This is a genomic window from Jannaschia formosa (assembly GCF_003340555.1).
In the GTDB taxonomy this organism is placed as follows: Bacteria; Pseudomonadota; Alphaproteobacteria; order Rhodobacterales; family Rhodobacteraceae; genus Jannaschia; species Jannaschia formosa.
In genome coordinates this window covers 1-20952 of record NZ_QPLJ01000042.1, presented here as the reverse complement: position 1 = coordinate 20952, position 20952 = coordinate 1, and the positions used below count along the sequence as shown (strand labels likewise).

The 20952-nt window shown below is 71.3% G+C and carries 19 protein-coding genes; 11 read left to right on the top strand and 8 right to left on the bottom strand.

Features of this window, described 5'->3' with window-relative positions:
• The first annotated feature begins 207 nt into the window (after window positions 1–207).
• Entirely contained in the window at window positions 208–1200 is a 993-nt protein-coding gene (locus tag DR046_RS21805; RefSeq protein WP_115384475.1) for a 2-hydroxyacid dehydrogenase, read from the top strand.
• A complete protein-coding gene (locus tag DR046_RS21800) occupies window positions 1197–2663 on the top strand; it encodes an L-lactate permease (RefSeq protein ID WP_115384474.1) in 1467 nt (488 codons plus the stop codon). The genes DR046_RS21805 and DR046_RS21800 overlap by 4 nt, the downstream gene beginning before the upstream one ends.
• 241 nt (window positions 2664–2904) lie before the next feature.
• Here the strand turns inward: DR046_RS21800 and DR046_RS21795 are convergent, their stop codons facing one another.
• On the bottom strand, window positions 2905–4068 hold the full coding sequence (locus tag DR046_RS21795; RefSeq protein ID WP_115384473.1) for a hypothetical protein: 1164 nt from the start codon (window positions 4066–4068) through the stop codon (window positions 2905–2907).
• A gap of 236 nt (window positions 4069–4304) precedes the next feature.
• On the opposite strand from DR046_RS21795, the gene DR046_RS21790 reads away from it, so the two are divergent.
• A complete protein-coding gene (locus DR046_RS21790; protein ID WP_115384472.1) occupies window positions 4305–6857 on the top strand; it encodes a calcium-binding protein in 2553 nt (850 codons plus the stop codon).
• Between the two features lie 9 nt (window positions 6858–6866).
• Here the strand turns inward: DR046_RS21790 and DR046_RS21785 are convergent, their stop codons facing one another.
• Entirely contained in the window at window positions 6867–7988 is a 1122-nt protein-coding gene (locus DR046_RS21785) for an aminotransferase class I/II-fold pyridoxal phosphate-dependent enzyme (protein ID WP_115384471.1), read from the bottom strand.
• A gap of 80 nt (window positions 7989–8068) precedes the next feature.
• Between DR046_RS21785 and xylB the strand changes: the two genes are divergently transcribed.
• Window positions 8069–9526, top strand: a complete 1458-nt coding sequence (gene xylB / locus DR046_RS21780) for a xylulokinase (protein ID WP_115384470.1) — start codon at window positions 8069–8071, stop codon at window positions 9524–9526.
• On the opposite strand, the gene DR046_RS21775 is transcribed toward xylB, so the two are convergent.
• The gene (locus DR046_RS21775; RefSeq protein ID WP_115384469.1) at window positions 9514–10731 is read right to left on the bottom strand and encodes an ROK family transcriptional regulator; all 1218 of its coding nucleotides are present in this window, start codon (window positions 10729–10731) and stop codon (window positions 9514–9516) included. The two genes, xylB and DR046_RS21775, sit on opposite strands and share 13 nt — an antisense overlap.
• A 140-nt stretch (window positions 10732–10871) precedes the next feature.
• Here DR046_RS21775 and xylA point away from each other — a divergent pair, with 140 nt between their 5' ends.
• Window positions 10872–12179: a xylose isomerase gene (xylA, locus tag DR046_RS21770; protein ID WP_115384468.1), complete on the top strand. Its 1308-nt coding sequence runs from the start codon at window positions 10872–10874 to the stop codon at window positions 12177–12179.
• Between the two features lie 75 nt (window positions 12180–12254).
• Here the strand turns inward: xylA and DR046_RS21765 are convergent, their stop codons facing one another.
• The gene (locus DR046_RS21765; protein WP_245191053.1) at window positions 12255–13766 is read right to left on the bottom strand and encodes a CRTAC1 family protein; all 1512 of its coding nucleotides are present in this window, start codon (window positions 13764–13766) and stop codon (window positions 12255–12257) included.
• Between the two features lie 162 nt (window positions 13767–13928).
• On the opposite strand from DR046_RS21765, the gene xylF reads away from it, so the two are divergent.
• The 6 genes from xylF (at window position 13929) to DR046_RS21735 (ending at window position 18720) form a co-directional block, all read left to right on the top strand.
• Entirely contained in the window at window positions 13929–14957 is a 1029-nt protein-coding gene (gene xylF, locus DR046_RS21760; RefSeq protein ID WP_115384466.1) for a D-xylose ABC transporter substrate-binding protein, read from the top strand.
• A 120-nt stretch (window positions 14958–15077) separates the two neighbouring features.
• Window positions 15078–16376: a sugar ABC transporter permease gene (locus tag DR046_RS21755; RefSeq protein ID WP_115384465.1), complete on the top strand. Its 1299-nt coding sequence runs from the start codon at window positions 15078–15080 to the stop codon at window positions 16374–16376.
• Window positions 16376–17164 carry an ATP-binding cassette domain-containing protein gene (locus DR046_RS21750; RefSeq protein ID WP_115384464.1) on the top strand — a complete coding sequence of 263 codons (789 nt, stop codon included), beginning with the start codon at window positions 16376–16378 and terminating at the stop codon, window positions 17162–17164. The genes DR046_RS21755 and DR046_RS21750 overlap by 1 nt, the downstream gene beginning before the upstream one ends.
• Entirely contained in the window at window positions 17164–17355 is a 192-nt protein-coding gene (locus tag DR046_RS21745; RefSeq protein ID WP_115384463.1) for a hypothetical protein, read from the top strand. The genes DR046_RS21750 and DR046_RS21745 overlap by 1 nt, the downstream gene beginning before the upstream one ends.
• A 47-nt stretch (window positions 17356–17402) precedes the next feature.
• Entirely contained in the window at window positions 17403–18476 is a 1074-nt protein-coding gene (locus DR046_RS21740; protein WP_115384462.1) for an SDR family oxidoreductase, read from the top strand.
• A gap of 4 nt (window positions 18477–18480) precedes the next feature.
• The gene (locus DR046_RS21735; protein WP_115384461.1) at window positions 18481–18720 is read left to right on the top strand and encodes a hypothetical protein; all 240 of its coding nucleotides are present in this window, start codon (window positions 18481–18483) and stop codon (window positions 18718–18720) included.
• A gap of 10 nt (window positions 18721–18730) precedes the next feature.
• Here the strand turns inward: DR046_RS21735 and DR046_RS21730 are convergent, their stop codons facing one another.
• From DR046_RS21730 to DR046_RS21715, 4 genes are all read right to left on the bottom strand, one after another.
• Entirely contained in the window at window positions 18731–19303 is a 573-nt protein-coding gene (locus DR046_RS21730; RefSeq protein WP_442354853.1) for an alpha-amylase family glycosyl hydrolase, read from the bottom strand.
• Window positions 19304–19402: 99 nt separating this feature from the next.
• Window positions 19403–19798 (bottom strand): alpha-amylase family glycosyl hydrolase, encoded by a 396-nt coding sequence (locus tag DR046_RS21725; RefSeq protein WP_167767233.1) that lies wholly within the window; start codon window positions 19796–19798, stop codon window positions 19403–19405.
• A gap of 73 nt (window positions 19799–19871) precedes the next feature.
• Window positions 19872–20684 carry an SDR family oxidoreductase gene (locus DR046_RS21720; protein WP_115384458.1) on the bottom strand — a complete coding sequence of 271 codons (813 nt, stop codon included), beginning with the start codon at window positions 20682–20684 and terminating at the stop codon, window positions 19872–19874.
• 64 nt (window positions 20685–20748) lie between these two features.
• Window positions 20749–20952, bottom strand: a 204-nt coding sequence (locus DR046_RS21715; protein ID WP_135227373.1) for a transposase, incomplete at its 5' end; no start/stop codon positions are given.

Here is a 20952-nt window from a genome sequence, read left to right as displayed (position 1 = left end):
GGACCTACGATACGCTCATCCGCGCGCTCGGCGATATCTGTGGCATCTTCGATCCCGAGGAGTGCTGGAGCTTCTTCAAAGCAGCAGGATACGCGTCATGCTAAAAGCAAAACGCTTTAGGATCCGGAGGCCCTGGCGCGTTGCGCCGGGGTGCATCTCGAGGCCATGCTCCGACCGCAGGCCGCCCCCAGACCAGAGGCAGATCCCATGCGCATCGCGATCTTCTCCGCCAAGCCCTATGACGAGGATTTCCTCGGCCCGCGCGCCGAGTCCGAGGGCCATGAGACCGTCTTCCTCGAGGCCCGGCTGACGCCCGACACGGCCGTCCTGGCCGAGGGCGCGGGCGCGGTCTGCGCCTTCGTCAACGACGACCTCGGCGCCGAGGTGCTGGAGCGTCTGGCCGGGCTGGGGGTCCGGCTGATCGCGCTCCGCTCGGCGGGGTTCAACAACGTTGACCTCGATGCGGCGGCGCGGCTGGGGCTCGCGGTCGGCCGGGTTCCGGCCTATTCGCCACATGCCGTGGCCGAGCACGCGATGGCGCTGATCCTCACGCTGAACCGCCGCATCCACCGCGCCTATGCCCGTGTGCGCGAGGGGAACTTCGAGCTCGAGGGGCTGATGGGCTTCGACCTCAACGGCAAGACCGCGGCGGTGGTCGGCACGGGCCGGATCGGCTGTGTTCTCGCGCATATCCTGCGCGGCTTCGGCTGCGAGGTGCTGGCCTACGACCCGAAGCCCGACCCGGAGCTGGAGGCCGAAGGGGTGCGGTATGTCGACCTGCCCGAGATCTTTGCCGCGGCCGACGTCATCACGCTGCAATGCCCGCTGACGCCCCAGACGCATCACCTGATCGACGACGCGGCGATCGCTGCGATGAAGCCCGGCGTGATGATCGTGAACACCTCGCGCGGGGCCGTGGTCGACACCAGGGCCCTGATCCGCGGCCTCAAGTCGGGGCGGATCGGCGCCCTCGCGCTCGACGTCTACGAGGAGGAGGGCGGGCTGTTCTTCGAGGACCTGTCGGACCGGATCATCCCGGACGACGTCTTCGCCCGGCTGCTGACCTTCCCGAACGTGCTGATCACCGGGCACCAGGGCTTCTTCACCCGCGAGGCGCTGGAGGGCATCGCCGCGACCACGATCGCCAACGTCACCGCCTTCGCGCGGGACGGCGCGCCGCTGCACCCGGTCACGCCATGATCGCGGCGCTGGCGGCGCTGCCCATCGTCGCGGTGCTGGCGGGGATGGCCGGGCTCGGCTGGTCGGCCGCGCGCGCCGGGGCGGCGGGGCTGGCGCTGGCGGCGCTGCTGGCTATCGGCGTCTTCGGCTTCGGCGCCCGGGCGGCGCCGGGCGTGCTGGCCGAGGCGGCGCACACGACGGCAGTGATCCTCTGGATCGTGCTCCCCGCGTTGATGCTGCACGCCTACGGGCAGGCCACGGGCGGGGTCGAGCGGCTGCGCGACGCGCTCGCTCGACTTGCTCAGGACCCGCGCGACCGGATCGTGCTGATCGCCTGGTTCTTCGGCCTGTTCATGGAGGGCGCCGCCGGGTTCGGCGCCCCGGTCGCGCTGGCCGCGCCGCTTCTGGTCGGGCTCGGCTTGCCGGCGGTGCGGGCGGTGGCGGCGGCGCTGCTGGGCCATGCTTCGGGCGTGTCGTTCGGGGCGATCGGAACGCCGGCTCTGGCCCTGGCGGAGGTCACGGGCACCGAGGCGACGGCCTTCGCCTGGACCACGGCGGCGCTGCACGCGGCGCTTGGCTGGGGGCTTCTGGTGGCGACGGTGCAGGTGGCGGCGCCGGGCCCGTTCGCCGCCGCGGTGGGGCGGAGCGTCCCGGCCGCCGCCGCCTTCCTCGTCCCGTATGTCGCGCTGGCCGCCGTCGCGGGGCCGGAACTGCCGACGCTGGGGGCCGCACTGCTGGGCGGGACCGCCTTCGCGGCCTGGCGGATGCGCGGGGCGCGGGCGGGCGGCGCGGAGAAGGACAGCCCGCCGGTCCTCGCGGATCTTGCGCCCTATCTCGCCGTCGTCCTGCTGGTCCTCCTGTCCCGGCTGGTCCCGCCGCTGCGCGAGGTGCTGTCGGCGCCAACGCTGGCCTGGCGCCTGCCCGGCGGCTTCGAGGGCAGCTTCGCGCCGCTCTACCATCCGGGCAGCTACCTGCTGCTGGGGCTGGTGCTGGCCGCGCTGGCTACGGGGCGCGGCGGACGGCTCCTCCCCGCCTCCGGCGTCGCGCTGCGGCGGCTCGCGCCGGTCGCGCTGGCGCTCGGGATCATGATCCTTCTCGCGCGGCTGATGGTCCATGCGGGCATGATCGAGACGTTGGCCCGCGCCGCCGCGGGGCTCGGCCCCGGCTGGCCGGTGCTGGCGCCGTCGGTCGGCGCGCTCGGCACCTTCGTCACCGGGTCGGCCACGGCATCGAACGTGCTGTTCGGCCCGCTTCAGGCGGATGTCGCGGCGGCTGCGGAATTGCCCGCCGCGCTGATGCTCGCGGCGCAGGGCTACGGCGCGGCCCTGGGCAATGTCGTCGCGCCGCACAATGTCGTCGCGGGAGCCGCCGCCGTTGGTCTGGCTGCGCAGGAAGGGGCGATCCTGCGGCGCACCGCGCTGCCGGCGGCGGCGTCGCTGGCGGCGGCCGGGGCGCTGGTCCTGGTCGCGGCGCGGCTGGTCTGAGCGGGGCCGCGGGAGCGAGTCATGCAGTCGGCCAGGCCCTCGCACCGACGTGTGCATCGTCGCCCCGCAGCCTGTCCCCCGAGGCACGGAGGAACGACGGGGAGGATCCGGGAGGCAGGCGGTCTGCGCAGGCTTGGAGCATCTGTCCGGGCGAACGTATCCTCACACGCGCGGAACGGCACGGTCGAGCGACGGGCGCCCCGGGAACGTGTGATTCTCCTACCGCCAGATCCCGGCCACGTCAGATCTCGTCGTCGACTTGGGTCACGTGTCGGAAGTAGCCGTAGGGCTCGAACGAGGCGCCGAGCGCGCCGATGACCACGCTGAGCGCCGCCGCCAGCGCCGCCAGCCGGACGCGGAGCGCGGCGCCGGACATGCCGGTCCAGCCCTCGAGCAGCGCGTCGCCGAAGAGCGCCGTCGCCAGCAGCCAGGCCACGGCGAAAACGGCGGCCCAGGTTACCGCCATGCCGATCCCGACCGCGACGACCGTGCCCGCGTTACTGACGGCGCGTTGTTCGCGGAGCGGCCCCTGGCGTCCCGCGACCAGGCGCTGTACCCGGATCAGATAGGCGCTGGTCGCGGCGATGGCGGCGAGCGACAGGACGGCGATGGTCGGAAGCGAGAGGTTGGCGGCCACCTCCCAGGATTCGGCGGTCATCACCAGCACGGCCAGCGCCGAGCCGGCCGCCGTCGTCAGGCGGCGCAGATGCAGCGGAAAGCTCCAGGGCCGCATCCGCAGGATCGTGCGCGGCAAAGCGGCGCGATTGTGCCAGAGCGAACGGGCGTAGAACGCGACCGGGCCCTGGCGGGCGGCGCCCATCTCCTCGACGCGGAGGTCGGCGACGGTCTCCATCCGCTCGGTGAGGTCCTGAAGCGCGTCCGGCGCGTAGCCCTGCATCCCGTCGAGATCGTCGGGCCCGTCGATCCGCCGCATCCATGTTCCGGACTCGTCCGGCGCCAGCCCGTTCAGCCGACCGAAGAGATGCATGGCGAGCGCCTGCAGGCGGAGGCCGGCGCCTTCCGAAGCGCCCAGATGGGCGGTCGAGACGAGCGCCGTCGCGAAGATGCCGGAGGTCACGCCCAGCACCTCCGCCCGCTCCCGCCCGCGCAGCTCGCGCGCGGTCACGACCAGGACGAAGTCCCAGCCCTTGGCGTCGCGCAGCGTCTCCGCCCTGTCGAGAAGCTGGACGGGTTCGATCTGTCCCGTGTCGCCGAGCGGCGGAGCCGCCTGCGTGTCGACGACCCAGCGGAACTGCGGCATGCCCTCCGCCAGCGCCGTCCGCATCGCCTCGGCCGCCGATCTGGCCGCCTCGCGCCGGTCGGGAGGCAGATCGCGGTCGATCATCCAGCCGATCTCGACGGCGGGGGGATCCTGCCGGGCGGAGGAGGAGGCGTGGTCGGTCATCGTCCCCGGCACCTCTTTCAGATCGCGGCGGCGAGGTCGAGCCATGCCGGGAAAGAGCGTGGCGGAGGAAGCGGTAGCCTGCGGAGGAGGCCGCCCTTGCGACTTGGACGCCGCTTCGTCACCATCCCCCTGTCGGTCGGCCGTGAAGGTCAGGCCGGTGCCGCGCCCGTTGGGGCCGCGTGCATGCCCTGACCGGGGGGCGGAAAGACATTCAGCAAAAAAGGGACGGAAACGTCATGGCCATCGACATTCGACCGCTGCTCGCGGAGAGCGGCGACCTCAACTTCACCGCCAGCGGAACGCCCGATTCAGGCGGCGACTCGACCGGCGTGGGCATCCGCGTCGACCGACTGGAGGATTTCAACGGCGACGGGATCGGCGATTTCCTCGTCTCGGCGCCGGGTCTCGATCTGGATACGCCGATCGCGCCGAGGATCGACGCGGGCGGGGCCTATGTCGTCTATGGCGGCACCGCGCTCGCCGAGGCGGTGACGGCAGACAGCGTGCTGGACCTGTCCGGCCTGACGCTGTCGGGCGCGGGCTTCTCGGTGGTCGGCGCGCGGGAGGACGACGTCACCGCGCCGAAGGCTGCGGGGGACGTGAACGGCGACGGCTTTTCGGACATCCTGTTCTCGGCCCCGAGCTTTGTCGAAGTGCCCACCGACGGCCCGTTCGACATCGGCTTCGATCACCGGCCGGGCACCGCCTATATCGTCTATGGCGGCCCCGATGCGGCGCGGACGATAACGCGCACCGGTGACCGTCTGGACCTCGCCAACCCGAGCGTCGATGTGACCGAGATCGCGGGCGAGGCCGATTTCCTTCGAGCCGGTCTGGCCTTCGCAGGCGACGGCGACATCGACGGGGACGGCTTCGACGATGTGGTGATCGGCACCTTTCAGGCGCCGGGGCTGGCCTACCGGCCCGGCGGGTCGCTGATCGAGGTGCCGGAGGTGCCCGACATCCCGGACATCCCCGGCTTCGACTTCGGCCTCCGCGATCCGGGCGAGGGGCTGGGGCGGCTCTATGTCGTCTATGGGGGCGAAGGGCTCGGCGCCGAGGTCGATCTCACCCAAGACATCGTGAACGGTGACGGCAGCGACGGCTTCCTCGTGCGCGGCTTTGCCGAGACACGCGTCGAGGACGACGGCTTCGCGCCGGAGTTCCTCGGCGGCGTCGGCCTGTTCGACAGCCTCGCGCTGGCCGACCTCGACGGGGACGGGCGCGACGAGCTGGCCATCGGCGCGGCGCTCGGCGGGCGGCTCGTCGATATCGGCAGCGACGACGGCTATGCGACCGGCGGCGTGTTCCTTCTGTCCGCGCCCGAGCTGCCGGTTCCCGAGATCGACCTGCGCGACGTGCCCTTCCTCGAAGGTCCGCGAACCGGCGAATTCACCTTCGCGGGCTTCAACCCGGTCAATCTGGGCGACGTGACCGGCGACGGGATCGACGACCTGGGCATCACCGCGCCGCTGCTCGACGTCCAGCGCGGCGCTCGGCTCGACGTGAACGCGGGCGGGGTCTACGGCCTGTTCGGAGATGCGGACATCTTCTCGCAACTGGACCTGCGCCAGTCGCTCGCCGACGTCGCCGGTTTCGTCCTGACCGGCACGCGCGCCGGGGCGGCGGCGCCGGTGGAGCTGGACAACGCGCTGGAGACGCAGGACGATGAGGGCGCCGCGCTGCTGGGCGCGCTGGGCATCGGGCTCGCCGGGCTGGGCGACGTCGATGGCGACGGGATCGGCGACTTCGCCGTCGGCATGGCCGAGGGCGGCGTCGGCGCCGGGACGGTCTATGTCGTCCGCGGTCGCGAAGACGGGTCGGGGCTGTCGGCATTTGGCGACCTGGGCGATCTGGGCTCTGCCGAAATGCTGGCGGAAGGCGGCGTGACGGCGCTGACAGCGGGCGAGGACGACTCGCTCGGCTTCGGGGTCGCGGCGGTCGACCTGGGCGGGGACGGCCTGTCGCTGCTGCTGGGCGCGCCGGGGCAGATCTCGTCCGAGCGGGGCTTCGACCGGCCCGGCGACGTCTACGTCATCGGTGCGGCGGCGCTGGAGGAGGACGGCGACGGCGGTGGCGGCACCGGCGGCGGCGAGCCGGAGCCAGGGCGCCGGATCAACGGTGACGGCACCTCCGAGACGCTGACCGGCGGGACCGGGAACGACACCATCGCCGGTGGCGGCGGGAACGACCGGCTGCTGGGACTGGCGGGCGATGACGATCTCGGCGGTCAGGCCGGGGCCGACATTCACGAGGGCGGTCCTGGCGACGACCGCTACCTGCTCGACGACCCGGGCGACACGGTGGTCGAGGCGGCGGGCGAAGGGTTCGACCAGGTCTTCGCCCGCGCCGACGTGACGCTCGGCGCCGCCGAGGTGGAGTCCGTCCGGCTGCTGGGCCGCGACGACCTCGACGTGATCGGCAACGGCGTCGCGCAGCAGATCATCGGCAATGGCGGCGCCAACATCCTGCGCGGCGGCGGGGGCGAGGACACCCTGACCGGCGGCGGGGGAGACGACGCCTTCGTGCTGGAGTTCGGCAATCGCGACGCCGTTGTCACGATCACCGATTTCGGCGGAGGCGACCGGCTGGCCATCGACGATCGCTTCTTCGGCGGCGATCCCGGGATCGACATCCGCCCGGCGGACGACCGGACGGTCGCGAACGCGCTGAGCTCGGGGCGCGCAGCCTATGACCGCGCGACCGGGGAACTGTCGCTGGGCGGCGACGTCGTCGCGGTGCTGGAGGGCGGACCCGTCCTTGGCGGCGACGACGTGCTGCTGTTCTGACGCCGGAGCCTACCGCCGGGCGCGCAGGAAGGCCGACAGGAGCGGCAGGCCCTCGCGCAGGTCCTCGGTCCGATTGGCGAAGCCGATCCGCAACGTCCCCTCGGCGCCCATCACGGCGCCGGGGGTGAGCAGGATGCCGGTCTCGGCCAGCAGCTCGGTGCAAAGCTGCTCGGACCCCATGGCCAGGTCGTAGCGCAGTAGCGCCGTCGTCCCTGCGCCGGGGCGCACCCAGTCCACGCCCGGCTCCGCCTCGACCCAATCCGACAGGATGGCGAGGTTCTCCCGCGTGATCCGGCGGGAGCGGGCGAGCACGGCCTCGGCGTTCTCCAGCGCCAGCGCGGCCAGGTGGTCGTCGACCATGCCGACCGAGATCGTCGTGTAGTCGCGATGCCGCTCCGCCGCCTCGCGCAGCCAGGCGGGGCCGAGGATCCACCCCAGCCGTAGCCCTGCCAGCGAGAAGGACTTGGACATGCCGGCGGTGACGACCGCATGGGGGCTGATCTCGGCGGCCGACAGGCTGCGCCCGTCGCCCTGCTGCGCGGTGCCGCGATAGACCTCGTCGGCAAGGACGGTCGCGCCCGCGCCCTCGACCATCGCCACGATCTCCCGCAGCAGGTCGGGCGGCATAAGGCTGCCGGTCGGGTTGTTCGGATTGGTGAAGGCGACGACCTTCGTGTCGGGCCGGAGCAGGGCGCGCAGCGCCTCCGGGTCGGGCAGGTAGCCGCTTTCTGGCGTCAGGTGCAGACGCGAGACCTCGGCGCCGAGGCTTTCGGGGATCGAGACGTGCTGCTGGTAGGTCGGGACCAGGCTCACGACATGGTCCCCCGGTCCGACCAGCGCGCGCCAGGCAAGATCGTTGGCGCCGGCCGTGCCGTGGGCCACCAGCACCTCCGACGCCGCCCGCCCGTCATAAAGCGCGGCGATGGCGCGGCGCAGCCGGTCGGAGCCCTCGATGGCGCCGTAGCTCAGCGGGACCTCCATCAGATCGGACAGCAGATCGGCGTTGCGGCCCGTCAGCGCCGCAAGCTCCGTCAGGGTCATGGCCGAGACGCAGGTCTCGGCGAGGTTGAGGCGGCAGCGCGTCTCGTTGGCGTTCATCCAGATCTCGACGCCGAACGGGTCTATATGCATGCAGGGCCTCCTTTTGGTCGCGGCGGACGGTGGACGGGGACGGGCGCGGCGTCTAGCCCTTCGGCGCAGGAGGAACGCACATGTATCTCGGTCTCGATCTCGGAACGTCCGGCCTGAAGGCCCTGCTCGTCGACGCGGAGGGCACCGTGCAGGGCACGGCCGAGGCGGGCTATGAGAACCCGCACCCCCGGACCGGCTGGTCCGAGCAGGACCCGGCGGACTGGGTGGCCGCCTGCGAGGCCGTGCTCGACCGGCTGGCCGCGGCGCATCCGCGCGAGATGGCCGCGCTGCGCGGGATCGGCCTGTCGGGGCACATGCACGGCGCGACGCTGCTCGGCGCCGACGATAGCGTGCTGCGGCCCTGCATCCTCTGGAACGACACCCGCTCCGCCGAGGAGGCGGCGGCGCTCGACGCGACGCCCGGCATCCGCGAGGCGACGGGCAACATCGTCTTCCCCGGCTTCACCGCGCCCAAGCTGCTCTGGGTCGAGCGACATGAGCCCGAGGTCTGGAATAAGGTCGCGAAGGTCCTGCTGCCGAAGGACTACCTGCGGCTCTGGCTGACCGGGGAGCATATCTCGGACATGTCCGACAGCGCCGGGACGGCCTGGATGGACGTTGGCGCGCGGGCCTGGTCGGCGGCGGCGCTGGAGGCGGGGCACATGCGCCGCGACCAGATGCCCGCGCTGGTCGAGGGCAGCGCCGAGGGGGGGCGGCTGCGCGCCGCGCTGCGGTCGCGCTGGGGCGTCGAGGGGCCGGTGGTCGTGGCCGGCGGCGGCGGCGACAATGCGGCGGCGGCCTGCGGCGCGGGCTGCTTCGCCGAGGGCCAGGGCTTCGTCTCGCTGGGCACATCGGGCGTGCTGCTGGCCGCGAAGGCGGGCTATGCTCCGGACCCGGCCAGCGCGGTCCACACCTTCTGCCACGCGGTGCCGGACACCTGGTACCAGATGGGCGTGATCCTCTCGGCGACCGATTCACTCAACTGGCTGTCTCGGCAGACCGGGCAGAGCGCGGCCGACCTCGCGCGCAGGCTGCCCGACGTCGCCGAGGGGCCCGGCAACCTGATGTTCCTGCCCTACCTTTCGGGCGAGCGGACGCCCCACAACGACGCGGACCTGCGCGGCGCGCTGATCGGGCTGGACGTGGCGCATGACCCCGCCGCACTGACCCGGGCCGTGGTCGAGGGCGTGGCCTTCGCCATGCGCGACTGCCTGGAGGCGCTGAAGGGCACGGGGACGGAGCTGCGCTCGGTCCTCGCCATGGGCGGCGGCGCGCGGTCGCGCTACTGGCTGGAGGTGCTGGCCTCGACGCTGGACCTGCCCCTTCAGGTGCCTGCCGGGGGCGAGTTCGGCGCGGCGCTCGGCGCGGCGCGGCTCGGCATCGCCGCGGCCGAGGGCGGCGATCCGGCCGCGATCATGACTCCGCCGCAGGTGGCTCAGACGATCGAGCCCCGGCCCGACCTCGTCCCCCGCTACGACGCCGCCTGGCGCCGTTATCGTGCATTGGTCCCGGCGATCCGGGCGGCTCAGGCCGATTGACCGAGCGGGCGGCGCTCGACCGCCAGCGCCTCGACCCGCTCGATGGCGTAGGCGGCGGCGCCCTCGGCCCACATCCGGTCGCCCCAGGCATGGACGATGATCTCGGTCGGCGGCGCGTCGACCGAGAGCGAGAGGCGGCGCACCTCCTCCAGCACCTCGGGCGTGCAGAGCGGGTGCGTGCCTTCGGTCTCGACGGCGAGGATCACCAGCTCGGGGTCGAAGACGGTCACGAGGTTGGCGAGCCCGGTGGCGAAATAGCCCCGGGCCTCGGACAGGATGCGGCAGACGGTCGGGTCGCCCGCCGCCTCGGCGGCAGAGACCCCGTCGAGGTCGAGGCCGGGCAGCCCGGCCTCGGCGGCCCGCGCGGAAAGGCCGTAGCCGCCGGCATAGGCTTCGAGGCAGCCGCGTTGCCCGCATTGGCAGAGCGCGCCCCCGGCCGTCACTTTGGTGTGCCCGAATTCTCCGCTGCAGCCGCGCGCGCCGCGATGCAGCCGCCCGTCGACCACCAGCCCCAGCCCGATCCCGTGCTGGATCGTGACGACGAGGAAGTCGGCAACGCCCCGGCCGCGCCCGAACAGCTGTTCGGCCTTGGCGACGAGGTTGGCGTCGTTCTCGAGGAAGACGGGGCAGGGCGCGCGGGTGGCGAGGACGGGCGCGAAGTCCACGCTGCGCCGGTCGAGCGCCGAGGACCAGTGGACATGGCCCCGCCCCCCGTCGACATGGCCCGCCAGCCCGACGCAGAGGCCCGACAGCTCCGACAGGGCCCGCCCATGCGCAGCACAGGCCGCCGCGGTGGCGGCGACGATCGCGTCGGCCAACGCCTCGGGGGTGGAGGCGATCTCGGACCGCCGGACCTCATGGGCACCGATCTCGGCGCCTTCGAAATCGACCAGCAGAACGGTGATGACCCGGTGCGACACCTTGGCCCCGGCCATCAGCCGCGCCGCACCCCGGACTTTCAGCGCCTCTCGCGGGCGGCCCCGGCGCATCGCGCCGGCGCGGCCCTCGGGCTCGATCCGCTCGATCAGCCCCTCGGCCAGAAGCTCCGCCGTCAGCGCGGTGACCGTGGCGGCGCTGATGCCCGTCTCGCGGGCGATGTCGACCCGCGCGATGGCGCCCGCGCGGCGGATCGCCGCCAGCACCCGGGCGCGCCCCTGCCGGCGCTGGTCGGACGCTTCGGCCAGCCGCTCCGGCGAATCCCTCATCCTGCTCCTCCGTGCCCGGCCCCTTATTCCAGGCCCCTATTTATTTTGACAGATAAAGTAATTCTGTCTAGCTCTGATCGCCGCGGGGATTTTCCTGCGAGGCCGGGGCCGCCCGGCCGCACCGGACGGGAGGAAACGGCATGACCACGGGATTTTTCGACGGGCTGTCGCCCGCGCGCTTTCAGGGGCCGGAGGCGTCCGACCCTCTGGCCTTCCGCTTCTACGATGCTGACGAGACGGTGATGGGCAAGCGGATGGAGGACCATCTGCGCTTCGCCGTCGCCTATTGGCATTCCTTCGCCTGGGAGGGGGGCGACCCGTTCGGCGGCCCCACTTTCGAGAGGCCCTGGCATCCGCAGGACGACATGGGCCGGGCGAAGATGAAGGCCGACGTGGCCTTCGAGATGTTCGACCTGCTGGGCGCGCCCTTCTTCTGCTGGCACGATGCGGACCTGCGGCCCGAGCAGGGCAGCTACGCCGAGAACCTGGCGACGCTGGAAGAGATCACCGACTATCTCGGCCAGAAGATGGAGGGGTCGAAGACGAAGCTCCTCTGGGGCACGGCCAACATGTTCTCGCATCGCCGCTGGATGGCGGGCGCCTCGACCAACCCGGACCCGGAGGTCTTCGCCTATGCCGCGGCCACGGTGAAGGGCTGCATCGACGCCACGCACAAGCTCAAGGGACAGAACTACGTCCTCTGGGGCGGGCGCGAGGGCTACGAGACGCTGCTCAACACCGACCTCGTCCGCGAGGGCGAGCAGATGGGCCGGTTCCTGTCGATGGTCGTCGACTACAAGCACAAGATCGGCTTCGAGGGGCAGATCCTGGTCGAGCCCAAGCCGCAGGAGCCGTCGAAGCACCAGTACGACTTCGACGTCGCGACCTGCCTCGGCTTCCTGCGCAAGTGGGGGCTGGAGAAGGAGGTGAAGCTCAACATCGAGCAGGGCCACGCCATCCTCGCGGGCCACAGCTTTGAGCACGAGATCGCGCTGGCCGCCGCCGAGGGGATGCTGGGCTCGATCGACATGAACCGCAACGACTACCAGTCTGGGTGGGACACCGATCAGTTCCCCAACAACGTGCCCGAGGTGGCGCTGGCCTACTACCACATCCTCAAGGCCGGCGGGCTGGGACAGGGCGGCACCAACTTCGACGCCAAGCTGCGGCGCCAGTCGATCGACCCGGAGGACCTGATCGCCGCGCATGTCGGCGGGATGGACACCTGCGCCCGCGGGCTCAAGGCCGCCGCGGCGATGCTTGAGGATGGCGGGCTGGAGGATGCCCTGGCCGAGCGCTATGCCGGCTGGGACACGCCCGAGGCGAAGGGGATGCTGACCTCGGACCTTGGCGCGATCCAGGCGCGGGTGCTGGAGCAGGGGACCGACCCGAAGCCGCGCTCCGGCCGGCAGGAGCGGCTGGAGAACTACGTCAACCGGTTCGTCTGACGGCTCGGCGGCGCGGCCACCGGTCGACCGGAGGCCCGCCCGCGGTCGACCGCGGGCGACGCGCCCGTGCCGGGCCTACCGCCCGACGGCGTGAACCGTGCCAGCGGCGAGCCTCGTCCAGTCGCCCACGGTTCCGTCGGGCCAGATCACCCGGACCTCCGCGGACTCCTCTCCGCCCAGGCCGAAATGGAGCGGCACGGCGCTCCCGCCGGCATGGCCGCCGCCCACCGTCACCTCGCGCACCTGGAGGCCATCCGGCGTCCGGACTTCCACGAAGGCGCCGACGGCGCGGGCGTTGCCGCCCGGCTGCCGGGGGTCGATGGCGATCCAGCCGCCCGCGCCGGGCGTGACGTTGCGATAGAGCTCGACCGGGGCGCGGCGGTTCACCACGACCAGATCGAGCAGCCCGTCCGCGTTCAGATCGGCCAGCGCCCCGCCGCGCGAGCGCTCGACAGTCGCGATCCCTGCCGGAGCGGCCGCCTCGGCGAAGCTGCCGTCGGGCTGCTGCATCAGCAGGTTGTTCGGGTCCTCCATCGCCATCCCAGGCATCTGGTCGACATTCCCCTTGGCGATGAACAGGTCGGCGCGGCCGTCGTTGTCGACATCGCCGAACTCGGCGTGCCAGCCGGTCGAGGGCCGGCCGTCCTCGCCGACATGAGGCCGCTGCGCCGCCGTGCCCATCGCGAAGGGCGCGGCCGCGAAGCCGTCGCCGCGGTTCAGCATCAGCACCTGGTCGCCCATCGAGGTCAGCATCACCTCGGGCAGCCCGTCGCCTGTCAGGTCGCGGCTGGCGATGCCCATGCCCCAGAGCTTCTGCTCGGGGAACCCGTCCTCGGCGCCCAGCTCCTCCAGCGGGTCGAGGCGCCACATCTGCTCGCGCCCGTCGCGGACATAGTAGTGCCGGTCGTTGGAGACCCGCAGCATCGTCTCGCCGCGCCGCTGCCAGTCGGAGAACAGCATCGAGAGGGGGCAGAAGCCCGGCGCGAGCGGGATCGGGGCGCCGTAGCGCGCGCCCTCCGGCCGGTGCAGCAGCACCTCGGCGCAGGTGCCGAAGGGGCCCTCGGGGTCCTCCCGGTCGACATAGTCGCCGGTGGCGAGCGTCGGCAGACCCTCGCCCTCCCAGGTGGCCGAGAAGGCGGTGGTCCAGCCGTCGCCCGGCGTCATGCCCAGCGCTTCGGTCGCGTCCTCGAAGGCGCAGCCGCCGAGGCCGCGCAGCACGAGGTTCGGGCCGACGCGCATGACGAAGAGGTCGAGCGGCCCGTCCCCGTCGATGTCGAGCGGGTAGGCGCCGGTCACGCCGGTCAGCTCGGGCAGGGCGCCGGCCTCGAAGGCGAGCGGGCCGCCTCGGGTCGAGCGGTTGAGGAAGAGCCGGGCGGGAGAGGCGCCCCCCGCGGCGAAGAGCTCGGGCAGGGCGTCGCCGTCGCAGTCGAAGACCGCTACGCCGCCGCCGACGAAATGCTCCCACCCGCCGGTGTAGGAATGCAGGGGCAGGGCGGAGGAGGCGTCTTCGAAGAGAGGGCCGGCTGACGCGGGCTGCGCGACGAGCGCAACCAGCGCGCAAAGGCGGGCGGCGGCGGGGGTTTGCACGGCGAAGTTCCTCCCTCCGGCGCGGGGCCCGGCGCGGGCGCCGGCCATGACGGCAGACGTAGCGTGAAATAATTTCTTTGACAAATTAAATCGCGAACCTCATACCGATTCCCGTGGCCCGGGCGGGCAAAGATCCGCCCCATGCCCCTACGGGAGGAAAACATGAAGAAGACATTCATCGCCGCCGGCGTTCTCGCCGCTCTGTCCGCGACGACGGCCCTGGCGCAGGACGGGCCGGTCGTCGGCGTGAGCTGGTCCAACTTCCAGGAAGAGCGCTGGAAGACCGACGAGGCCGCCATCAAGGCCGCGCTCGAGGAGGCTGGCGCCACCTATATCTCGACCGACGCCCAGTCGTCCGCCTCGAAGCAGCTGTCGGACGTCGAAAGCCTGATCGCCCAGGGCGCCGACGCGCTGATCATCCTGGCGCAGGACTCGCAGGCCATCGGCCCGGCCGTCACCGCCGCCGTGAACGAGGGCATCCCCGTCGTCGGCTACGACCGCCTGATCGAGGACCCGAACGCCTTCTACCTGACCTTCGACAACGTCGAGGTCGGCCGGATGCAGGCCCGCGCCGTGCTCGAAGAGCAGCCGACCGGCAACTACGTCATGATCAAGGGCTCGCCCACCGACCCGAACGCCGACTTCCTGCGTGGCGGTCAGCAGGAAGTCCTGCAGGAGGCGATCGACGCCGGTGACATCACCATCGTCGCCGAGGCCTATACCGACGGCTGGCTTCCCGCCAACGCCCAGCGCAACATGGAGCAGATCCTGACCGCGCAGGACAACAACGTCGACGCGGTCGTGGCCTCCAACGACGGCACCGCGGGCGGCGCCATCGCGGCGCTGACGGCGCAGGGCATGGACGGCATCCCCGTCTCCGGCCAGGACGGCGACCACGCCGCGCTGAACCGCATCGCCCAGGGCACGCAGACCGTGTCGGTCTGGAAGGACGCGCGGGACCTCGGCCGCGAGGCGGGCGAGATCGCCGTGGCGCTGGCCGGCGGCACCGCGATGGACGCCATCGAGGGCGCCGAGGAATGGACCTCGCCCGGCGGCACCACGCTGATCGCGAAGTTCCTGGAGCCGGTGCCGATCACCGCCGACAACCTGACCACGGTCACGGATGCGGGCTGGATCACCGTCGAGGCGCTCTGCCAGGGCGTCGAGAACGGCCCCGCCCCCTGCAACTGATCTGACCCTTGGCCCGTCCCCGACATCCGGGGGCGGGCCACTCACTGCACCAAGATCTTGGAAGATTTTGGCCAGAGCCTTCGAGGGCGCCGCGCCCCTTTCGCACGGAGGGACACCCCCATGACCGACGCCACCCAAGCGCCCCCCGCTGCGGCCACCCGCAAGGGCTTTGCTGCGCTGGAGATCGACACACGCCTGCTGGGCATGATCGGCGCCTTCGTCCTGATCGCGCTGGCGTTCCACCTGGCCTCCGACGGCCGCTTCGTGACGCCGCGCAACCTGTTCAACCTGACGATCCAGACGGCCTCGGTCGCGATCATGGCGACCGGCATGGTGTTCATCATCGTCATGCGCCACATCGACCTGTCGGTCGGATCGGTGCTGGCCACCTGCTCGGCGGTGATGGCCATGGTGCAGACGGTGGTCGTGCCGGACTGGCTGGGCGCGGGGCTCGGCTCGCCACTGAACGCACCCATCGCCATCGCCTGCGGGCTGGTGACCGGGGCGGCGATCGGGGCGTTCCACGGCTGGCTGGTCGGATATCTGTCGATCCCGGCCTTCATCGTGACGCTGGGCGGGCTGCTGGTCTGGCGCAACGTCGCCTGGTACCTGACCAGCGGCCAGACGATCGGCCCGCTGGACGAGACCTTCCAGCTCTTCGGGGGCATCAACGGCACCCTGGGCGAGACCTGGTCCTGGATCCTGGGCCTGATCGGCGCCGCTGCCGCGCTGGCCGGGCTGTGGTCCGCCCGGCGCAACAAGGTCGCGCACGAGTTCCCGGTCAAGCCGCTCTGGGCCGAGGCGGTCGTGGCCGCCCTCGTGGTCGGCGGCATCCTGGGCTTCGTCGCCCTGCTCAACGCCTACACCATCCCCGACCGCGTGCTGGAGCGCCGCTTCGAGGCCGAGGGCCTGGTCATGCCCGCCGGCTACACCGAGGGCTACGGTGTTCCGATCTCGATCGTGCTGCTGATCGCGGTGGCCATCGTCATGACGGTGATCGCCCGGCGCACCCGGTTCGGACGCTACATCTTCGCCACCGGCGGCAACCCGGACGCGGCGGAGCTGTCGGGCATCGACACGCGGATGCTGACGGTGAAGGTCTTCGCGCTGCTGGGCACGCTCTGCGCGATCTCGGCGGTGGTGGCCTCGGCCCGCCTGACCAACCATTCGAACGACATCGGCATCCTCGACGAGCTGCGCGTCATCGCCGCCGCCGTGATCGGGGGCACCGCGCTGAAGGGCGGGGTGGGCACGATCTACGGCGCGATCATCGGCGCGCTGATCATGCAGTCGCTGCAGTCGGGCATGGCGATGGTCGGCGTGGACGCGCCGCTCCAGAACATCGTCGTCGGCGCCGTGCTGGTGGCCGCCGTCCTCATCGACATCTGGTATCGCAAGCGCACGGGGGCGCGGGACTGATGGCACAGGAACACGCGAAGGCGCCGGTGGACCGCAGCGGCACGCCGCTCGTCTCGCTCGAGGACATCTCCATCGCCTTCGGCGGCGTTCAGGCCGTCGACCGGGTCTCGCTCGACCTCTACCCCGGAGAGGTCGTGGGCCTGCTGGGCCATAACGGCGCGGGGAAATCGACGCTGATCAAGTGCCTCTCGGGCGCCTACCAGCGCGACTCAGGGACCATCCGCATCGACGGGGAGGTGGCCGACATCCGCTCGCCCGCCGATGCGCGGCGCTACAACATCGAAACCATTTATCAGACGCTGGCGCTGGCCGACAATCTCGACGCGCCGTCTAACCTGTTCCTCGGGCGGGAACTCATCACGCCCTTCGGCCTGATGGACGACGCGAAGATGGAGGCCGAGACGCGCCGCATCATGGCCCGCCTCAACCCCAACTTCCGCAAGATCAACGAGCCCGTGTCGGCCCTCTCCGGCGGGCAGCGCCAGTCGGTCGCCATCGCCCGCGCGGTCTATTTCAACGCCCGCATCCTGATCATGGACGAGCCGACCGCGGCGCTGGGCGTGCACGAGACGGCGATGGTCGCCGACCTCATCAAGGAGCTGAAGGACCAGGGCCTCGGCATCTTCCTCATCTCCCACGACACGCGCGAGATGATGGAGCTCTGCGACCGGGTCTCGGTCATGAAGAACGGCAAGATGGTCGGGACGGAGCGGGTCGAGGACGTGACCGAGGACGACATCCTGTCGATGATCATCCTCGGCAAGAACCCCGTCCGCGAAGCCGCCTGATGCTCGACCCGGCCGATCCGTTCTGGGCACCGCGCTGGCGGCGCTGGGCGGTGGTCGGCGTCTGCGCGGTCTGGGCCGCGATGGAACTCTCGCGCGGGGCGCATGTCTGGGCGGCGGGGGCTGCCGGGGCAGGGGCCTGGGCGGCCTGGGCCCTGCTGCTGTCGCCCGCGGCGCGGGGACGCGGGAACTAGGCCGCACGGGCCACGTTCGTTCTGCAAATCTCAGCGGAGAGTGCAGAATGTCCGATACGAAGAAGATCGCCGTCGTCGCCGGTGGCTCGGCCGGCGTCGGCCGAGCCGTCGTCGACGCGCTCGTCGACCGTGGCTACAAGGTCGCCGTCCTCGCCCGCGGCAAGTCCCGGCTGGACCAGCTGCAGGCGCATCACGGCGCCGATGTCTGGACCCGCACCGCCAACGTGGCCGAGCAGGCGCAGGTCGACGCCGCGGCCGATGCCATCGTGGCGGAGCTGGGCGCGCCTTCGGTCTGGGTCAACTCCGCCATGCTGACCAGCTTCTCCCGCTTCGAGGATGTCGACGAGGCGGAGTTCCGCAAGATCACGGACACGACCTATCTGGGCACCGTGAACGGCTGCCGCGCGGCGCTGCGGATCATGTCCAAGGGCAGCATCGTCAACGTGGGCTCCGGCCTCGCCTATACCTCGGTCCCCTACCAGGCCGCCTATTGCGGGGCGAAGCACGCGATCGAGGGCTTCACCCAGGCCCTGCGGATCGAGCTGGCCCGCGACGCGCGGCCGATCAACCTGTCGATGGTGCAGCTGCCCGCGATGAACACGCCGCAGTTCGACTGGACGCGTAACCGGATGGACCGCAAGCCCCAGCCCGCCCCGCCGATCTTCCAGCCGGAGGTCGCCGCGAAGGCCGTGCTGAAGGCCATCGACGAACGCTCGCGCGAGGTGCTGGTCGGCCGCTCGGTCCTGAAGCTCATGTCGGCCAATTTCGCGCTGCCCGATGTGGTCGAGGCGAAGCTCGCGAAGATGGGGGTCGAGGCGCAGAAGTCGGACCAGCCCGACAACATGGCGGGCGACAACCTCGATGGCCCCTACGAGGACTATCCGAGCAGGGCGCATGGCTCCTACGACGACAGGGCCGAGGAATCGGGCGTGATCGTGGACGGTGACGTGGCGCGCAAGACCGCGCTGATCGGTGGGGCGCTTGCGCTGCTCGCCCTCGGCTGGGGCTTCGGGCGCGCGACGAAGGACACTGCCGGGACTAGCGATGGGGGCGCCTTCCAGACGACGCGGCACCATCGGGTCGCACGCGACACCGGCGACCGCGCCGCCTTCCGTTCCTGACGGGATGGACCTTGTCGAATGGGTCCGATGGGCCGCGGCGATCCTGACGATCGTGGCGGCCCTTTCGGTCGCCTGGGGTGAGCCGGCGCGGCTGGTCGCCTGGGGCTTCGTGATGTTCACGGTCGCGGCGGTGCTTTGGATCGCGGCGGCGGTGGTCGACGGGAAATGGGCGATCCTGGCCCAGAACGCCGTTCTGCTGGCGGTCAACCTCTGGGGCGTCTGGCGGTGGTGGCGGCGGGTCTGACCGCCCGCGGTCAGTCCAGCCAGACCGCCGCCGTGCGTCCCGGCAACGCGCCGTCCCCCATCTCGCCCGAGGCGAAGGCGGGGTCGGGATCGGCCGGGACCGGGCCGGTCCCGAAGTTCAGCACGACGGTCGCGCCCTGCCGCATCAGGCGGATGACCTCCCCCTCGCGCGACCAGCCCTGAAGCGGCCTGTCGCGCAACCGGCTGCGGCGGAAGGCGGCCGCACGGCGGTAGAAGGTGAGGTTCGTGTCCCGGCCCACGTCCTGCACCGCGACCGACGCGCCGCGCGGCCAGTCCATCGGCAGCCAGGACCGCCCGATCCAGAAGCCCTGGTCCCGCCCTTCGGCCCAAGGGATCGGCACGCGCGCGTTCTCACGCCCCGGCCCGTCCGACCAATGGAGCAGGTCGAGCGGGTCCGTCATCGCCGCTCTCGGCAGCCGCGGCTGACCCAGGCCCAGCTCCTCCCGCTGATAGAGGATCGTCGGCCCCGGGGCCGTCAGCAGGACGGTGGCGAGAAAGCGCACGTCCCGGTCCGAGTCGTCGCCCACCGTGTCGGCATGGCGGGGCTGGTCGTGCGACGACAGCCATCAGCCGAGCCGTGCCGGGTCCGGCCTGCTTGTGTTTGAGGACCAGGCGGGCCGGCCGAACTGGCTTAGCCAGTTGTTCCGTGCCGTGCCGTCGGGCTACGGATTGCGCCAGACATAGCATTCCACATAGTCGGAATCTTGCCTGATCGCGCGGTGGAACCGCGGGCTCTCGTCCGAGGTGTGGTTGAAGACCTGGTCGATCATGACCCGCAGGCCCGTTGCGTGTGCCCGTTCAACCAGGTGGTCGAAATCGTCCAGCGTCCCCAGCGGCGGATGGACGTCGCAATGATCGGCCACCTCATAGCCGCCGTCCGCGAAGGGCGAGGGGAAGAACGGCGCGAGCCCGGCCGCATCGACGTTGAGCGACGCGATATAGTCGAGCCGCTGCGTCACGCCGTTCAGGTCTCCGGTGCCCGACCCGGTCGAGTCGTGGAACGACCGGGGATAGGCCTGATAGATAACCGAAGCCTCCGGCCATGGGGGAAGGGACACAGTCCGCTCCTGGCAAAGCGAAGAGGCGCCCGTCGGGGGACGCCTCCGATCTGGCAGGGGAGTCAGGGTCCGATCAGGCGCCCACCACCTTGCCGCCGTTCGGGTGCAGCGTCTGGCCGGTGAAGTAGCTGCCATCCGACGAGGCGAGGAACAGATAGGACGTCGCCACCTCCCAGGGCTGGCCCGGGCGGCCGAGCGGTACGCCCGAGCCAAACCCCTCTACCTTGTCGGCCGGCATGGTGCCCGGGATGAACGGCGTCCAGATCGGGCCGGGCGCAACCGCGTTCACGCGGATGCCCTTCTCGGCGAGATTCGAGGCCATCGAGCGGGAGAAGGCCAGCGAGGCGCCGCGCGTCATCGAATAGGTGACGAGCGCGGCGTTGCCCGCGAAGGCGTTGACCGAGGAGGTGTTGATGATCGACGCCCCCTCCTTCAGGTGGGGCAGCGCGGCCTGCGTCATGAACATGTAGGCCAGGATGTTCGAGCCGATCATCTGACGGATCATGTCCTCCTCCAGCGACTCGAAGTCCTTGTCGATCCATTGCTGGGCGGCGTTGTTGATCAGGATGTCGAGCTGGCCGAAAGCCTCGATCGTCTTCGCGACGGCGGCCTCGCAGTTCTTCTTCACGCCGAGATCGCCGCGGATGAGGACGGCCTCGCTGCCCTCATCCTCGACCAGCTTCCTCGTGTCCTCGGCGTCTCGGTCCTCCTCGAGGTAGGCGATGGCGACCCTGGCGCCCTCGCGCGCGAACAGGACCGAGATCGCGCGGCCGATGCCGCTGTCGCCCCCGGTGATGAGCGCGACCTTCCCGTCGAGCTTGCCCGAGCCGGGGTGGCGCGGAGCGTAGTCGGGCGCGGGCGTCATCTCGTGCTCGTTGGCGGGCATGCGGTCCTGGCTGTGACTCGGCGTGCAACTTTGGGTCTGACGCAAAGTTGGTGCATTTCCCGGTTCATGATGCCGCTACGAGGCGCGCTTTCAGGAGGTCGATGTTGACCCGGCCATACATCTGGCGTTTGAGGGTTTTCAGGCGGTTGATCTGCCCCTCCGTCTGGCCGTTGGACCACGGCTCCGTCAGCGCTGCGGCAACGGCGGCGTGATCGCTGGCAAGGCCGCAGGCGAAGGAGGCGATCTCGCTCGTCGCCGCTTCGTCGAG

What these genes read in the sequence shown, in the direction of transcription:
- DR046_RS21720 (WP_115384458.1), bottom strand. Translation starts at nt 20,684, where the DNA reads ATGCCCGCCAACGAGCACGAGATGACGCCCGCGCCCGACTACGCTCCG.
- DR046_RS21785 (WP_115384471.1), bottom strand. Translation starts at nt 7,988, where the DNA reads ATGCATATAGACCCGTTCGGCGTCGAGATCTGGATGAACGCCAACGAG.
- DR046_RS21755 (WP_115384465.1), top strand. Translation starts at nt 15,078, where the DNA reads ATGACCGACGCCACCCAAGCGCCCCCCGCTGCGGCCACCCGCAAGGGC.
- DR046_RS21745 (WP_115384463.1), top strand. Translation starts at nt 17,164, where the DNA reads ATGCTCGACCCGGCCGATCCGTTCTGGGCACCGCGCTGGCGGCGCTGG.
- DR046_RS21775 (WP_115384469.1), bottom strand. Translation starts at nt 10,731, where the DNA reads ATGAGGGATTCGCCGGAGCGGCTGGCCGAAGCGTCCGACCAGCGCCGG.
- xylB (WP_115384470.1), top strand. Translation starts at nt 8,069, where the DNA reads ATGTATCTCGGTCTCGATCTCGGAACGTCCGGCCTGAAGGCCCTGCTC.
- xylF (WP_115384466.1), top strand. Translation starts at nt 13,929, where the DNA reads ATGAAGAAGACATTCATCGCCGCCGGCGTTCTCGCCGCTCTGTCCGCG.
- xylA (WP_115384468.1), top strand. Translation starts at nt 10,872, where the DNA reads ATGACCACGGGATTTTTCGACGGGCTGTCGCCCGCGCGCTTTCAGGGG.
- DR046_RS21800 (WP_115384474.1), top strand. Translation starts at nt 1,197, where the DNA reads ATGATCGCGGCGCTGGCGGCGCTGCCCATCGTCGCGGTGCTGGCGGGG.
- DR046_RS21735 (WP_115384461.1), top strand. Translation starts at nt 18,481, where the DNA reads ATGGACCTTGTCGAATGGGTCCGATGGGCCGCGGCGATCCTGACGATC.
- DR046_RS21790 (WP_115384472.1), top strand. Translation starts at nt 4,305, where the DNA reads ATGGCCATCGACATTCGACCGCTGCTCGCGGAGAGCGGCGACCTCAAC.
- DR046_RS21795 (WP_115384473.1), bottom strand. Translation starts at nt 4,068, where the DNA reads ATGACCGACCACGCCTCCTCCTCCGCCCGGCAGGATCCCCCCGCCGTC.
- DR046_RS21740 (WP_115384462.1), top strand. Translation starts at nt 17,403, where the DNA reads ATGTCCGATACGAAGAAGATCGCCGTCGTCGCCGGTGGCTCGGCCGGC.
- DR046_RS21805 (WP_115384475.1), top strand. Translation starts at nt 208, where the DNA reads ATGCGCATCGCGATCTTCTCCGCCAAGCCCTATGACGAGGATTTCCTC.
- DR046_RS21750 (WP_115384464.1), top strand. Translation starts at nt 16,376, where the DNA reads ATGGCACAGGAACACGCGAAGGCGCCGGTGGACCGCAGCGGCACGCCG.